The sequence below is a fragment of the Streptomyces sp. NPDC053079 genome, from assembly GCF_044546695.1.
GTDB lineage: Bacteria > Actinomycetota > Actinomycetes > Streptomycetales > Streptomycetaceae > Streptomyces.
Genome location: NZ_JBITZJ010000001.1, coordinates 825,589 through 840,017 on the forward strand (window position 1 = coordinate 825,589; position 14,429 = coordinate 840,017).

Here is a 14,429-nt window from a genome sequence, read left to right on the forward strand (position 1 = left end):
TCAGTGACCGCCCTCGTGATGGTCGTGACCGTGGTCGTCCGAGCTGTTGCCCGAACCGTTGCCCGAAATGATCGGGATCTCGTCCAGGAGGTGCGACAGCGGGTCGTCGCCGTCGTTGATCGTCGAGTTGTCCGTGCACTGCTGCTGCTGCTGGGACGTGAGGATCGGAATGTCCTGGAGGTCGATGGGCACCGCCCCGAGGAGGCCCTGCAGGTTGATCTTCCCGATGCCGATGCACGGCTTGTTGAGCGTGCCCTGGATCAGGCTCATCTGCGGGCTTTCCACGCCCCCGGTCTTGGTGTTGCCGTAGCCGGTCTTCGCACCGTTGCCGTTGGCGACATCCTGGTCGTTGCCGATGGCCATCGCGGGGGTGGTGATGGCGCCGACCGCGGAAGCAGTCACCGCGGCCGTGGCGAGTACCTTCTTGAGCACGTCTATAGCCTTTCGATCGACCGGTGATTCCCACCGGGAAGCGACCTGAGTAACTACAGGCGAATTGAGAAGTTCCGGATTTTCACTCATTCGCGCCAGCGGGCCATTTGCGGGCCGGGGCGGTCAACTCCGTATTAATGGACGCCTTCCGAAGGCGCGGCGTTCAATTGAGTGACGGCGGCGGGGTGCACGCCGCCGGGGCTGGTAGCGTGCGCCGCACGGCGGGTTTCTCAGCCGTCGGCCCGCTCGGACAGCGCCCCCCACACGATGCGTCCGGGCGGGCTTTTGGACACCCGGTGAATCGACCGTGTCGACGGTGCCGATGGAGGAGTGTCTGCGTGACCGTTGAATACATTCGCTACCGCATCGCCGAGCCCGACCGCCGTACCGCCTTCGAGAAGGCGTACGCGGCGGCCGCCAGTCATCTGTACGCCGCGCCGCAGTGCCTGGCCTACGAGTTGTCGCGCGGAGTGGAGGAACCCGAGCGCTACATCCTGCGCATCGAGTGGTCCTCGGTGGAGGACCACGAGCGGGGGTTCCGCGGCGGCCCGCACTTCCCGCCCTTCCTGGCCGAGGTCCGGCCCTACGCCGACGACATCGAGGAGATGCGGCACTACGAGCGGACCCTGGTCGTCGACAAGCGCCGAATGTGAACGGCGTGTGACGCGCGCCACTGTCGTCGGGGCGGTGGAACGTCGCCGGGGCGTATACCCTCGGGGATGTGAACATGCTCGTCAAACGCCGCCACGTGGACTTCGTCCGTGTCACGAGCATGTCCTGTCGCCGCTCCGGCTGATATGTACGCCTGTGCCCAGCCCGCTTTCCGGGCCGAGGCCGCGTCTGTCTTCTTTCTGCTTTTCTGCGTCTCCTTATTCCTAGCCGCTGCCCGGCTCCGCCCTGCCCGCATACCCTGCGGCGCACCCGCGGACCGTCCGGCCACCGCCGGACGCTTACCCGGGCCCCTCACGCTGTGGACCTCTCATGATCAACGAGCTTCCCGTCCTCGACCTCTCCGCCGCCTCCGCCGGTCCCGAGGCCCGTGCGCGCTTCCATGACGCGCTGCACACCGCCGCCCGCGACGTCGGTTTCTTCCATCTGACCGGCCATGGCATCACCCCCGCCGAGACCGAGGAACTGATGCGCACGATGCGCGCGTTCTTCGCCCTCCCCGAGGCCGACCGGCTGGCGATCAGCAACCTCAACTCCCCCCATTTCCGCGGCTACACCCGCATCGGCGACGAGCGCACCGGCGGCAGCCGCGACTGGCGGGACCAGCTCGACATCGGCGCCGAGCGCGCCCCCCGCAACCCCGGCCCCGACGAGCCCGGCTACTGGTGGCTGGAGGGCCCCAACCAGTGGCCCGACGCCCTCCCGGAGCTGCGCACCGCCGCCCTGCACTGGGTCGACCGGCTGAGCTCGGTCGCCGAGCGGCTGCTGCACGAGCTGCTCGCCGCGATCGGCGCCCCCGCGGACTTCTACGACAAGGCCTTCGCCGACCGTCCCCACCTGCACCTGAAGCTGGTCCGCTACCCCGGCAGCGCCCCCGACGGCGCCGCGCAGGGCGTGGGCGCCCACAAGGACTACGGCTTCCTGACCCTGCTCCTGCAGGACCAGGTCGGCGGCCTCCAGGTCGAGAACCCCGACGGCGACTTCATCGATGTGCCGCCGCTGCCCGGCGCCTTCGTGATCAACCTGGGCGAGCTGCTCGAGGTCGCCACCAACGGCTACCTCAAGGCCACCAACCACCGGGTGGTCAGCCCGCCCGGCACCCGGGAGCGCTTCTCCGTCCCGTTCTTCTACAACCCCCGCCTGGACGCCCGCATCGAGCCCGTGCCCTTCCCGCACGCCGACAAGGCCCCCGGCGTCACCCAGGACGAGACGAACCCGCTGTTCGCCGAGTACGGCCGCAACGAGATCAAGGGCTGGCTCCGCGCCCACCCCGGGGTCGCCCGCCGCCACCACGCGGACCTGCTGGAGGGCGCCGCCACGCCCGCCGTCTGACGCCGAGATCACACCCCTCAGCCCGACAAGCCCGCTGATCAAGGGTTTATAAGGTATTCGCTGGGAATGACCTTCGTATGCGCGCTGATGCGCGGCGGGGGACCACAGGGGGTGTGATCATGAGCGTTCGGTTGGGGACGGGCATCGGCTGGCGGCCGGAGATCGCGGAGGACATCGCACAACTGCCCGGCGTCGACTGGGTGGAGGTGGTGGCGGAGAACCTCTGCCCGGGCCACCTCCCCGACGCCCTGCGGCTGCTGCGCGAGCGCGGCACGACCGTCGTCCCGCACGGGGTCTCGCTCGGCCTCGGCGGCGCGGACCGGCCCGACCTGCGCCGGCTGGTCGCGCTCGCCGACCTGGCCGACGCGGTCGGGGCCCCGCTCGTTACCGAGCACATCGCCTTCGTCCGGGCCGGGGGCGCGCTCACGCGGTCCCCACGGATCGAGGCGGGGCACCTGCTGCCGGTGCCCCGCACCCGCGACGCGCTGGACGTGCTGGTCGCGAACGTGCGCATGGCACAGGCCGCGCTGCCCGTCCCGCTGGCGCTGGAGAACGTCGCGGCGTATCTGACCTGGCCGGGCGAAGAGCTCAGCGAGGGCCGGTTCCTCGCCGAGCTGGTCGAGCGGACCGGCGTACGGCTGCTCGTCGACGTCGCCAACCTCCACACCAACCACGTCAACCGCGGCGAGGACCCGGCCGCCGCCCTGGACGAGCTGCCGACCGAGGCCATCGCCTACGTCCACGTGGCCGGCGGCTTCGAGCGGGACGGCGTCTGGCACGACAGCCACGCCCACCCCGTCACCCGGCCCGTCCTGGACGTCCTCGCCGCGCTGTGCGAACGGGTGGAACCGCCCGGGGTGCTGCTGGAGCGCGACGACGACTTTCCCACGGCACAGGGGCTGGCGGCGGAGCTGGACGCCGTGCGCTCGGTGGTCGAGGGGGTGCGCGAGCGTGTCTGACCACGGCACCGACGAGGCCCGCGAGCGGCTCGCACGGGCCCAGCTCGCCCTGCTCTCCACGCTCGTCGCGGACGCCCCGCCGCCGGAAGGCTTCGACCACGAGCGGCTGGAGGTCCAGCGCCGGGCCCTGCTCCGCAAGCGCACCGGCGTCGTCGCCAAGGTGGCGCCCGCCCTGCCCGAGATCCTGGGCCAGGACTTCCGGCGCCTGTTCCTCGTCTACGCCCGGGGCCGGCCCATGAGCGAGGGCTATCAGCGCGACGCGCTCGACTTCGCCCGCCATCTGCTGCACACCGGCGCCGTACCGCAATCCCAGCGGCCGCCGCTGACGGCCTGGGTCGCGGAACGGACCCCCTCGCCCGCACCGGCCGCAGGGCCGCTGCGCCGTCTCGCCGCGGCCCTGCGCGTCTACCGCGCCGCCAGGCGTACACCGCGCTGAACGAAAGGCACTATCGATGATCGTCGCTGTGACGGTGGCGCTGCTTTCGCTGTGCGCCCCGACCGCCTGGCTGATCCGCATACGACTGACGGCACGCGGACCGCGCCGCCCCCTCTTCGAGGCCGGCCGGGCGGACCTGCTGCACATGGCCTATCTGATGGGCGGCGCGGGCCGGGTCACGGACACCGTGATCACGAAAATGGAGAGCGACGGCCGCGTCACCGTGAAGAACGGCAGGGTCACGGTGGCCGACCCCGTCTCCGGCAATCCCATGGAGCGTGCGCTGCTCAAGCAGTGCGACAAGGACTGGAGCCGGTCCCTGCGGGCGCTCCGCGCGGAGATGCGGCGGGACGTCGCCCTGGAGTCGATCGACCGCGCGCTGGTGAAATCGGGTCTGCTCCTGACGCCGGAGGTCCGGCGACTGTGGCCCCGCGCCGCCGTGGCGCAGAAGGCGGGGCTGGCCGTCGCCGCGCTCATCGCCGTGGTGCTGCTCTTTTGGTCCGGCCCCCGTCCGGCGCCGTTCGTCCTCCTGGCCCTGAGCGCCCTGGGCGTCGTGGCGGGCGTGAAGTGCCGGCCCCGCAAGGGACTGGTTCCCCGCACCGATCACGGCGAGCGCGTGGTCCGCGAGCTGCGGACGTCGGGGCCGTGGAGCGTCCGCAACCCCGGACTCCACCCGGAGGGACCGGCGGGAGTCGTCGCCGTCAGGGGCACCGGCGACCTGCCCCAGCCGATGCGCGGAGAATTCGAGACGGCGGCCAAGGCGGCCGTGCGGCGCGCCGCGCGTTCCTCCCGCAGCCCTTCCGGGGACTGGCGCAGCGCCTCGTCCTGCTCGACCTCCTCCTCGTCCTACGCGGCGGTCCTCGCGGGCGCGTCCTGCGACTCGGGCGGGAGCGGTGAGGCGCAGCACGCGGGTGACGGCGGCGGTTCGGGCGGCTCGGACGGGTCCGGCTCGTCGTCGAGTTGTTCGAGCGGTTCCAGCTGCTCCTCGGGCAGCTCGTGCTCGAGCTGCGGCGGTGGCAGCAGCTGCTCCTCCTCCTAGGGGCCGTCCCCTCACAGCAGCCGGTACGCCGCGTCCAGGGCGTCGGTGATGAACATGTGCCCCGGCGCGTGGGTGATCGCGAACGGTGGTGCCGACGCCATCAGCGCGGCCTGGGGGGTGACGCCGCAGGCCCAGAAGACCGGCACGTCGCCGGGGTGCAGGGCCACCGGGTCGCCGAAGTCGGGCCGGGAGAGGTCCGTGATGCCGAGGGCGGCGGCGTCCCCGGTGTGGACGGGCGCGCCGTGGACGGCGGGCATGCGGGCGGTCAGCCGCCGTGCCGTGTGGACGAAGTCCGCGGGGATGGGCCGCATGGAGACGACCATGGGGCCGTGCAGCCGCCCGGCGGGGCGGCACCCGCGGTCGGTGACGTACATGGAGACGTTGCGCCCCTGCTCGATGTGGCGCAGGGGGACGCCCGCCTCGCGCAGGGCCCCCTCGAAGGTGAAGCTGCAGCCGATGAGGAACGCGACCAGGTCCTCGCGCCACAGCCCGGTCACGTCGGTGGGCTCCGCCACGAGTCTGCCCTCGCGCCACACGCGGTACTTGGGCAGGTCGGTGCGCAGATCGGCGCCGGGGGCGAGCGGGGTGGTGGGGACGCCGGGTTCGGTGACGTCGAGGACGGGACAGGGCTGGGGGTTGCGCTGGGCGAAGAGCAGGACGTCGTAGGCCCAGTCGGCGGGCACGGCGATCAGGTTGGCCTGGGTGCGGCCGTCGGCCCAGCCGGCGGTCGGTTCCGCGCGGCCCGCCCGGAAGGCCGCCCGGGCCTCGGCGGGCGTGACGGTGGAGTGGGGGCCGTACGTGTGCGTGGTGGTTCCCATGAGCACCTCTCGAAGGCGGAAGCGAAGGCGAGGGTGGGGGCACGGACGCGGTGATTTCCGGTCAGCGTATGGATTGTTGAACAATTCTGCAAGGAGGGAGGCGATCGGTCCGGATCGCCGGGAGCGGAACGGCGAGTACCGGACAGCGGCGGGCCTCACCGTCCGTTATGCGCTCGGCGGTGCACGGTGTCCGGTCGCGCACCGCCGCGCCGTTGACCTCTGACGCTTCGTCAAACCTTTGATGTGGACGTCCCTTTACTGCGCTCTCCTGGGCGATTGTGTGTGACCGGATGTCTTCTTGTGTGCCGCCTTGTCCGGACGGACGCTGGTCCGGCAACTCTTGGCATGAACGCGACGTGCGGTCGCCCTCATGCCGCATGAATCCTCCGGGCCCGTACGCCCCTCGCGCTGCGGGCACACCCCCCTCACAGGAGGTCGACGAGTTGAACCACTCACGCATACCCGGACGGCGCACCGCGCTGGCCGTCGCGGGCGTCCTGGCCCTGTCCACCGCCTCCCTCACCCTCCAGAACGCCACGGCGGCCCCGGCCGCACAGCCGGGCGTCGCGCACTCGGCCGCCGACCTCGCCTCGGCCCAAGAGACGCTCGACGCCCATGCGGCCGTCCCCGGCACCGCCTGGTCCGTCGACCCCCGGCTCAACAAGGTGGTCGTCACCGTCGACAGCACCGTCAAGGGCGAGAACCTGGCCCGGCTCGAGAAGGCCGTCGCCGCCCTCGGCGACAAGGTCGCGGTCAAGCGGACGACCGGGCAGCTGCGCCCGCTGATCGCCGGCGGCGACGCCATCTGGGGCAGCGGAGTGCGCTGTTCGCTGGGGTTCAACGTCTCCAAGGCCGGCCAGCCGTACTTCCTCACCGCCGGGCACTGCGGCAACGCCTCCGCCGGCTGGGCCGGCTCGCAGGGCGGCGCCCGCATCGGCACCGTGGAGAAGTCCTCCTTCCCCGGCAACGACTACGCCCTCGTGAAGTACACCTCCTCCACCGACCACCCCAGCGCGGTGAACCTCTACGACGGCGGCCGGCAGGACATCGCCAAGGCCGGCGAGGCCACCGTCGGCCAGCAGGTACGGCGCAGCGGCAGCACCACCCAGGTCCACGAGGGCAAGGTCACCGGCCTCAACGTCACCGTCAACTATCAGGAAGGACAGGTCAGAGGACTCATCGGCACCTCCGTGTGCGCCGAGCCCGGCGACAGCGGCGGCGCCCTGTTCGCCGGCGACACCGCACTCGGCCTCACCTCCGGCGGCAGCGGCGACTGCAGCTCCGGAGGCGAGACCTTCTTCCAGCCGGTGCCCGCCGCCCTGAAGGCGGTCGGAGCCCAGCTGCCCTGACCGCCCCTACGAGCCGGGGTGCGGCGCCGGAACCTGCGGCGCCGCATCGTCGGCCCCGCCCAGCGCCCAACTGGCCAGCAACCGCAGGGACTCCGCGGACGGCGAACCGGGCTCGGCGTGATAGGTGACCAGCTGCTGCTCCGGGTCGGCCGGCAGGACCAGCGTCTCGTAGGACAGGGTCAGCGCACCCACCACCGGATGCCGCAGCCGCTTCACCCCGAAGCCCTTGTCCTGCACGTTGTGCGCCGCCCACAGCGCCCGGAACTCCGGGCTCTTGACGGACAGCTCGCCCACCAGCGCGGCCAGCTTCGGGTCGTCCGGGTGGCGGCCGGCCTCCAGACGCAGCAGGGCGACGATGTCGGCCGCCTTGCCCTCCCACTCCACGTACAGCTCACGGGTGGCGGGGTCCAGGAAGACCAGCCACGCCAGATTGCACTGCTGGGGCGGCAGCGCGGCGAAGTCGCCGAGCAGGGCGCACGCGAACCGGTTCCAGCCGATGATGTCCAGCCGTCGCCCGATGACATAGGCCGGGACGCTGTCCATGGTGTCGATGAGCTGCTGAACCGCCGGACGCACCCGCTGCGGGCGGACCGCCGAGGCCCGCGAAGGCCGGTCGGCCGGCCTCGCCAGCCGGTTCAGATGATCCCGCTCGGCCCTGTTCAGCCGCAGCGCCCCGGCTATCGCGTCGAGCACGGCCGCCGAGACGTTCTGCCCCCGGCCCTGCTCGAGGCGCGTGTAGTAGGCCACGCTCACACCGGCGAGCTGGGACAGCTCCTCGCGGCGCAGCCCCGGCACCCGGCGCCGCCCGCCGTGCGGGGACAGCCCCACGTCCTCGGGCCGCAGCCGGGCGCGGCGGGAGCGGAGGAACTCGCTCAGTTCGGTGCGCTGATCCATGGACACCAGTATGCGTGCGCTCCCCACCGGCCAGGGTGGTCCTGCCAGTGGTAGGAACGGCAAGCGTGGGCTCAACGGAGTTCTGGCTACGCACGCCCGCCGGGCGCAGGATCATTGCCATGACGCACACCACCGTCCACGCATACGCGGCACCCGCGCCGAAGGCCCCGCTGGAGCGGACCACCATCGTCCGCCGTGAGCTGGGCGCGCACGACATCCTCATCGAGGTCAAGTACGCCGGCATCTGCCACTCCGACATCCACACCGCCCGCGCCGAATGGGGCGAGGGCGGGCACTTCCCCATCGTCCCCGGCCACGAGATCGCGGGCGTGGTCGCCGAGGTCGGCTCCGCCGTCACCCGCTACGCCCCCGGCGACCGGGTCGGCGTCGGCTGCTTCGTCGACTCCTGCCGCGAGTGCGAGAACTGCCGGTCCGGCCTGCAGCAGTACTGCACCGGCGAGCTCGGCAACGTCGGCACCTACGGCGCCACCGGCCGCGACGGGCAGGTCACCCAGGGCGGCTACTCCACGCACCTGGTCGCCGACGAGAACTACGTCCTGCGCATCCCCGAGAGCATTCCGCTGGACGCCGCGGCCCCGCTGCTGTGCGCCGGCATCACGCTCTACTCGCCGCTCGCGCACTGGAAGGCCGGCCCCGGCAAGAAGGTCGCCGTCGTCGGGCTGGGCGGCCTGGGCCACATGGGGGTCAAGATCGCGCACGCCATGGGCGCCGAGGTCACCGTCCTGAGCCAGTCGCTGCGCAAGAAGGAGGACGGCCTGCGGCTGGGCGCGGACCACTACCACGCCACCTCCGACCCGGCGACCTTCGAGGAGCTGGCGGGCACCTTCGACCTGATCCTGAGCACCGTCTCCGCCGAGCTCGACCTGAACGCCTACTTCGGCTTGCTGCGGACCGACGGCACCTTCGTCCAGCTCGGCCTGCCGGAGCACCCGCTGCCCGTAGCGGCGTTCGCGCTGGTGACGCAGCGCAAGTCCTTCGCCGGATCGATGATCGGCGGCATCCCCGAGACCCAGGAGATGCTGGACTTCTGCGGCGAGCACGGCATCGCCTCCGACATCGAGCTGATCCGCGCCGACCAGATCAACGAGGCGTACGAGCGGGTGCTGGCCAGCGACGTCCGCTACCGCTTCGTCATCGACGCCGCGACCATCTAAAGGCGACGCCCCACGCGGGTACGGGCGGCCGGCACGCGGCCGGGAGGGCTCACTCCCGCTCGCGTGCCGGCTTGTCGTCCTCGGTCCTGTCCAGCTCCCGCATACGCCGCTGGACGGCCTCCCGCAGGTTCGGGCCGCCCGGACCGGTGCGCGGGCCCTCGGCCGGCCCGGTGAGCGGGCTCTGCGCCCGCTCCCCGGTGGCGGCCCGCCCGGCCTTGAATCGTTCGATCATCCGGTGCAGCTCGCGGGCGCGTGCGCTGCGCTTGGCCGCGTCTGATGTGTTCTCGCCCATGTCGGACCCTCCTCGGGCGGCCGGGCCGCGCGGAGTGGCGGCCCCGCCCTCAGCCATTGTCCTGCGTTCCGCCTTCCCACGTGCCTTCGGCGCTCCGTCCGGCCTGCAAGGACTCGATCTGGGACCGCCAGCCGCTGGCCCGGGAGCTGGTGGACTCCTTCACGCGCGCCGTCAGGCTCCGGGCCGCCGAGAAGCGCTCGGAGGTGGGGCCGCTGCTGGCGATGCGCTGAGCGGTCTTGGTACGGGCGTCGATGGCCGCGCGCAGGCTTCCCGCGCGTGCGGTGAGCTTGCCGAGGTCGCGGAACTGCGGCTTGTCGGTGCCGAACCAGATCTGCTGCCACCAGTGGTCGGTGACCGGGTCGCGCCAGCTGATGTAGCCGCCCGGCAGGATCTGGCGCGGGCCCGGCAGGTGCCCGCCGAAGCTGTAGCGGACGCCGGGCGCGGCGACGGGGTCGTAGAAGTGGGGCGTGAAGAAGTCCGACACCAGCATCCCGTTGATCGTGTAGCCGAACTCGGGGGCCTCCGGCGGGTCCGCCACTTCGACGAGGAACTCCACCACCCCTTGTCCCGGCTTGGGCGACTGGCCCGCCACCAGCCGGTTGCCCCACGGGTCGCCGAGCATCTCCAGCATCTCGTGGCTCGCGGTCAGCGACCAGCTGTCGCTGTACTCGATCAGGGAGAACGGCTGTCCGTTGTCGTCCATGTGGACGCCGGCCGCGCCCTCCATGCCGATGTCATCCCTGACGATCATGGGCCAGTAGCCGACGGGGACGTCGTCCAGCTTGTCGAAGGCGTCGACCGAGGCCGGCAGGTTCCACACGGGCGCGAAGTCGCGGATGGCCTGCTTCTGCAGGGCGGCGGCGACCCGGTTGAGCTGGGAGGGGGTGATCTGATCCGTCTCGGAGACCAGGGCGAGCTGGGTGACGAGCATGCGGGGGCCGTCTTTCTGGGGGCGTGGTGGGCGGGTCGTAGCGCGGGGCGGGGCCCGGGCAGGATGCGGTGACTGTGCCCGGCTTTCGGCTTTCGTCACCCATGACCGCCCGCATGGAGTACGGCCTCCGGGCGGGGTCGGTGCTCCTCGTCCGGGCCGAGCCGGCGGCCCACCCGCGCGTGCAGCCGGGCGAGGGGCGCGGGCGCCCACCAGTTGAGCCGTCCCGCCACGGTCAGATACGCCGGGACGAGGACGCCCCGGACCAGCACCGCGTCGACCAGCACGGCCACCGCCAGCCCCGTGCCCAGCACCTTGAGCATGGTCACTCCCGATGTCGCCAGCGCTCCCGTGACCACCGCCACCGCCAGCGCTCCCGTGGTCACCAGCCGCCCCGTCCGGGCGACGCCCTCGACCACCGCCCGCCGGTTGTCGCCGGTCAGCCGGTAGTGCTCACGCACCCGCGACAGCAGGAAGATCTCGTAGTCGAGGGCCAGGCCGAAGGCGATGGAGAACATCAGCAGCGGCATCGTCATGTCCAGCGCCCCGGTCACGGTGAACTCGCCGAGCAGGCCCTGCAGACGGCCGTCCTGGAAGACCAGCACCATCACCCCGAAGCTCGCGCCCAGGCTCAGCGCCGCGATCAGCAGCCCCTTGAGGGGGAGCAGCACGCTTCCCGTGAGCAGGAAGAGCATCGCCCACGTCGTCGCGGCGGCGACGGCCGCCGCCAGCGGCAGCCGGTCCCGCACCGCCTCCCGGGTGTCGGAGAGCATCGCGGCCCTCCCCGTCACCAGCTGCCCGCCGCCGGGCCCCGGCAGGGCCCGCAGCCGGTGCACCAGGTCCCGGGCCTCCCGCGAGTGGGGATCTTGCGGGCCGGACACCTGCAGCACCGCGCCCGTGCCCATGCCGGGCGGCACCGCGGTGCGGGCCCACCCCGCCCGTTCCACTCCCGGAACGGCGGCGACCTTCCGCTCGTAGGCGGCCAGCGCCGCGCCGTCCCGGGCGGGGACCGCGTCGGGAAGGACCACCGTCACCGTCCGCTCGGGGCGCACGGGGAAGCCCTCGCGGATCTCCGCGGCCGTCCGGTGCGCCTCGGTGTGCGCGGGCAGCACGCGCTCGTCCGCCAGGCCGAAGTGGACCCGGGCGAACGGCGAGGCGAGCAGCAACAGGACGATCGCGCACCCGCCGCCGTAGTACAGCGGACGCCGCGTGACGGCCCCCGCGACGCTCCGCCACAGCGGGCTGTCCGGCCGTGGCGGACCGCACGGGCGCCGCTCGCGCAGCAGGCTCAGCGGGTCCCAGCGGTCGATCCGGGTGCCGATGAGCGCCAGCACGGGGGGTACGAGCACGGTCGCGGCGGCCGCCGAGAACACGGCGACCGCCATGCCGGCACAGGCCATCGACCGCAGGAAGGGCAGCGGCAGCACCAGCAGGGCCGACATCGACAGCGCCACCGCGGCCGCCGACACCGCGACCGTGCGGCCCGCCCGCCGCGCGGTGCGCCGCACCGCCTGCTGCACGCCGCGGCCGGCGAGCAGCTCCTCGCGGTAGCGGGTGACGAGGAACAGTCCGTAGTCCACGGCCAGTCCGAAGCCCAGGGCGCTGGTGAGGTTCATGGCGAAGACGGACACGGGCATGGCGAGGGTGAGCAGCTTCAGCAGCGCGAAGGTGCCGACGACGGAGACCGCCCCGATCGCCAGCGGGACGAGGGCCGCGACCAGCGACCGCAGCGCGACCAGCAGGAGCAGCAGGGTCAGCGGCGCGGCCACCAGCTCGGCGCGCACCAGGTCCTGCCGGCCGGCCTGCCGGGCCTCCGTGCTGACCCAGGCGGCGCCGGTCGCGGAGACCTCGAGCACGCCGTGGGTGCCGGTCAGGGCGGGGACCAGGGTCTCCGCGGTGCGTGCCGCGTCCCGGTCGGCGCCGGTGAGGTCGGCGGCGAGCAGGGCCCGCGAGCCGTCCTCGGACCGCAGGGACGGGTCCTTGTCCGTCCAGTACGAGCGCACGCTCGCCACTCCGGCGGAGCGCGCGAGCCGCCGCGCGAGGCGGCGTCCCTCCTCGCGCGCCCGGGCGGTGTCCACGCCGCCCTCGGCCCGCGCGAGGAGGATGACGTCGGGGTAGCCGGCGCCGAAGCGGTCGGCCAGCAGGGCGTCGGCGCGGGCCGATTCGGTGCCGGTGGCGGCGTAGCCGCCGTTGGCGAGCCGCTCGGAGGTGCCGGCGCCGGCCACGGCGAGCAGCGCCGTCAGGACGACCGCGACCGCCGGCACCAGCCAGGGTCGCAGCCGTCCCAGGACGCCCTCGGCCGGCCCGGGCACCGTTCCCGCGGTCGTCGTCCCGGGGCCCAGGGCCGCCGTGTCGAGGTCCCGGGGCGGGGTCATGCGGTGCGGAAGAACAGGACGGCGTTCTGGCCTCCGAAGCCGAACGCGTTGCTGAGCGCGCCGTCCATGCGGTGCCGCCTGGGCGCCTTCGTCACCACGTCCAGGTCCATGCCCTCGTCGAGCCGGTCGTGGTTGGCGGTGGGCGGGATGAGCTGTCGTTCCAGCGTCAGGACGGTGCACGCGGCCTCGATCGCCCCGGACGCTCCCAGCGAATGGCCGATGGCGCCCTTGACCGAGGTGACCGGCGGCGGTGTGCGGAACACCTTGCCGAGCAGGGTGGCCTCCGCGCGGTCGTTGAGGGGCGTCGACGTGCCGTGCGCGTTGACGTGGTGCACCTGGGAGACGTCGGCACGGGCGTCCGTCAGCGCCGCGGTCAGCGCGCGCAGCCCGCCCGAGCCGTCGGGGTCCGGCCGCGTGGCGTGGTAGCCGTCGCTGGAGGCTCCGTAACCGGAGAGGAAGGCGCGTGCCCGTACGCCGCGCGCCCGCGCGTGGCGCTCCCGCTCGAGGACCAGCATGGCCGCCCCCTCGCTCAGGACGAAGCCGTCGCGGTCGGCGTCGAACGGCCGGGACGCCCCGGCCGGGTCGTGGCGCCGCCGGGAGAGCGCCTGCATCTTGTAGAAGGTGGCCGAGCCCATGGGTACGCGGGCGCAGTCGGCGCCCCCGGCGATCGCGATGTCGCAGGCGCCCGCCCGCAGCAGGTCGCGGGCGGTGCCGATCGCCGTGGCCCCCGAGGCGCAGGCGGTGGACGTGGTCAGGCAGGGGCCGAGGGCCCCCAGGTCCGTGGAGACCTCGCCGGCCGCCATGTTGGGCAGGGAGCGCAGCAGGGCGGTCGGCGCCACGGCGTCGACGCGGCCGGCGGCCAGGTGCGCGTACTCCTGCGGCCAGCGGTCGCCGCCGTTGCTGGCGACGCCGATGACGACGGCGACCCGGGCCCCGTCCCAGTCGGCGCCGGACAGCGCGGCGTCGGCGACGGCCTCGCGGGCGGCGACCATCGACAGATGGATGAACCGGTCCGTGCGCCAGGTGATCCTCCTGCCCAGCAGGGCGCCGGCGTCGAAGCCGGGGACCTTGCAGGAGAAGTCGACCGGCAGCCCGGCCAGGTCCTCGTCGCGGGCGCCGAGGCCGACGCCCGCGCACAGTCCTTCCCAGGTCGCCTCGCGGCCGATGCCGGCCGGGGTCACCATGCCGACGCCGGTGATCGCGACCTCCCGTTCACTCACCGCGCGGGCCGGGCCGGCGTCACGGATTCGGGCTCGCCCTGCTGCTGGGGGCCGATGTTGCCGGCCCCGGTCGCCAGGACCCGTTCGATGAAGGCCGACGTCTCGCCGAGCGTGGCGTCGACGGGGTCCTGACCCAGCGTCACCTTCAGCCGGTCCTCGAGCACGGTGATCAGCTCGGCCTGGGCGAGGGAGTCGATGTCGAGCTCGTCGAAGGTCAGGTCCGGGGAGATCTCCTCCTCGGGGACGCCGAAGTGCTCGGTGAGCAGACGGGCCATCAGGTCGTACACGGGTTCCATCGATCGTGCTCCTCGATCGGGGGCGGACACCGGGCACCAGGCACATGGGTCATCTCATGCCATAGCACTCTTTTCCGGTTGTTTCGATGCGCAGCAGCGTCCCCCGGCGGGCGGTCGGGGACGGGGAGACACGCGCGCCGCCGACGGGCGCGTCACCCGTCCTGCCGACGGCCGCCACCGGCCCCCCCGTCCCGCCCCCCCCCGTCCCGGCCCCG

13 protein-coding genes and 1 pseudogene are annotated in these 14,429 nt (G+C 72.9%); 6 read left to right on the plus strand and 8 right to left on the minus strand.

The window, feature by feature from the left end; translation table 11 throughout:
• Complete coding sequence (locus tag ACIGXW_RS03145; protein WP_399569223.1) at nt 1-432, minus strand: rodlin; 432 nt, start codon at nt 430-432, stop codon at nt 1-3.
• A gap of 338 nt (nt 433-770) precedes the next feature.
• On the opposite strand from ACIGXW_RS03145, the gene ACIGXW_RS03150 reads away from it, so the two are divergent.
• The 4 genes and pseudogenes from ACIGXW_RS03150 (at nt 771) to ACIGXW_RS03165 (ending at nt 4,867) form a co-directional block, all read left to right on the plus strand.
• A complete protein-coding gene (locus tag ACIGXW_RS03150) occupies nt 771-1,085 on the plus strand; it encodes an antibiotic biosynthesis monooxygenase (protein WP_360913881.1) in 315 nt (104 codons plus the stop codon).
• A 328-nt stretch (nt 1,086-1,413) separates the two neighbouring features.
• A complete protein-coding gene (locus ACIGXW_RS03155) occupies nt 1,414-2,433 on the plus strand; it encodes a 2-oxoglutarate and iron-dependent oxygenase domain-containing protein (RefSeq protein ID WP_071963747.1) in 1,020 nt (339 codons plus the stop codon).
• Between the two features lie 119 nt (nt 2,434-2,552).
• Nucleotides 2,553-3,828 (plus strand): annotated as a pseudogene (locus ACIGXW_RS03160) (DUF692 domain-containing protein).
• A 16-nt stretch (nt 3,829-3,844) separates the two neighbouring features.
• Complete coding sequence (locus tag ACIGXW_RS03165) at nt 3,845-4,867, plus strand: TIGR04222 domain-containing membrane protein (protein WP_399569225.1); 1,023 nt, start codon at nt 3,845-3,847, stop codon at nt 4,865-4,867.
• 11 nt (nt 4,868-4,878) lie between these two features.
• Here the strand turns inward: ACIGXW_RS03165 and ACIGXW_RS03170 are convergent, their stop codons facing one another.
• A complete protein-coding gene (locus ACIGXW_RS03170; RefSeq protein ID WP_071963745.1) occupies nt 4,879-5,685 on the minus strand; it encodes a putative hydro-lyase in 807 nt (268 codons plus the stop codon).
• Between the two features lie 443 nt (nt 5,686-6,128).
• Between ACIGXW_RS03170 and ACIGXW_RS03175 the strand changes: the two genes are divergently transcribed.
• Nucleotides 6,129-7,034, plus strand: a complete 906-nt coding sequence (locus ACIGXW_RS03175) for a S1 family peptidase (RefSeq protein WP_399569227.1) — start codon at nt 6,129-6,131, stop codon at nt 7,032-7,034.
• A gap of 6 nt (nt 7,035-7,040) precedes the next feature.
• Here ACIGXW_RS03175 and ACIGXW_RS03180 read toward each other — a convergent pair whose 3' ends face one another.
• Entirely contained in the window at nt 7,041-7,928 is an 888-nt protein-coding gene (locus ACIGXW_RS03180) for a helix-turn-helix transcriptional regulator (protein ID WP_399569229.1), read from the minus strand.
• 119 nt (nt 7,929-8,047) lie between these two features.
• On the opposite strand from ACIGXW_RS03180, the gene ACIGXW_RS03185 reads away from it, so the two are divergent.
• A complete protein-coding gene (locus ACIGXW_RS03185; protein WP_399569231.1) occupies nt 8,048-9,103 on the plus strand; it encodes an NAD(P)-dependent alcohol dehydrogenase in 1,056 nt (351 codons plus the stop codon).
• Nucleotides 9,104-9,152: 49 nt separating this feature from the next.
• Here ACIGXW_RS03185 and ACIGXW_RS03190 read toward each other — a convergent pair whose 3' ends face one another.
• The 5 genes from ACIGXW_RS03190 to ACIGXW_RS03210 form a co-directional block, all read right to left on the minus strand.
• On the minus strand, nt 9,153-9,395 hold the full coding sequence (locus ACIGXW_RS03190; protein ID WP_071963741.1) for a hypothetical protein: 243 nt from the start codon (nt 9,393-9,395) through the stop codon (nt 9,153-9,155).
• A gap of 49 nt (nt 9,396-9,444) precedes the next feature.
• Nucleotides 9,445-10,326: a hypothetical protein gene (locus ACIGXW_RS03195; protein WP_360913865.1), complete on the minus strand. Its 882-nt coding sequence runs from the start codon at nt 10,324-10,326 to the stop codon at nt 9,445-9,447.
• 95 nt (nt 10,327-10,421) lie between these two features.
• A complete protein-coding gene (locus tag ACIGXW_RS03200) occupies nt 10,422-12,698 on the minus strand; it encodes an MMPL family transporter (protein WP_399569233.1) in 2,277 nt (758 codons plus the stop codon).
• The gene (locus tag ACIGXW_RS03205; protein WP_399569235.1) at nt 12,695-13,918 is read right to left on the minus strand and encodes a beta-ketoacyl-[acyl-carrier-protein] synthase family protein; all 1,224 of its coding nucleotides are present in this window, start codon (nt 13,916-13,918) and stop codon (nt 12,695-12,697) included. The genes ACIGXW_RS03200 and ACIGXW_RS03205 overlap by 4 nt, the downstream gene beginning before the upstream one ends.
• A complete protein-coding gene (locus ACIGXW_RS03210; RefSeq protein WP_360913859.1) occupies nt 13,915-14,214 on the minus strand; it encodes a phosphopantetheine-binding protein in 300 nt (99 codons plus the stop codon). The genes ACIGXW_RS03205 and ACIGXW_RS03210 overlap by 4 nt, the downstream gene beginning before the upstream one ends.
• Nucleotides 14,215-14,429 lie beyond the last annotated feature (215 nt).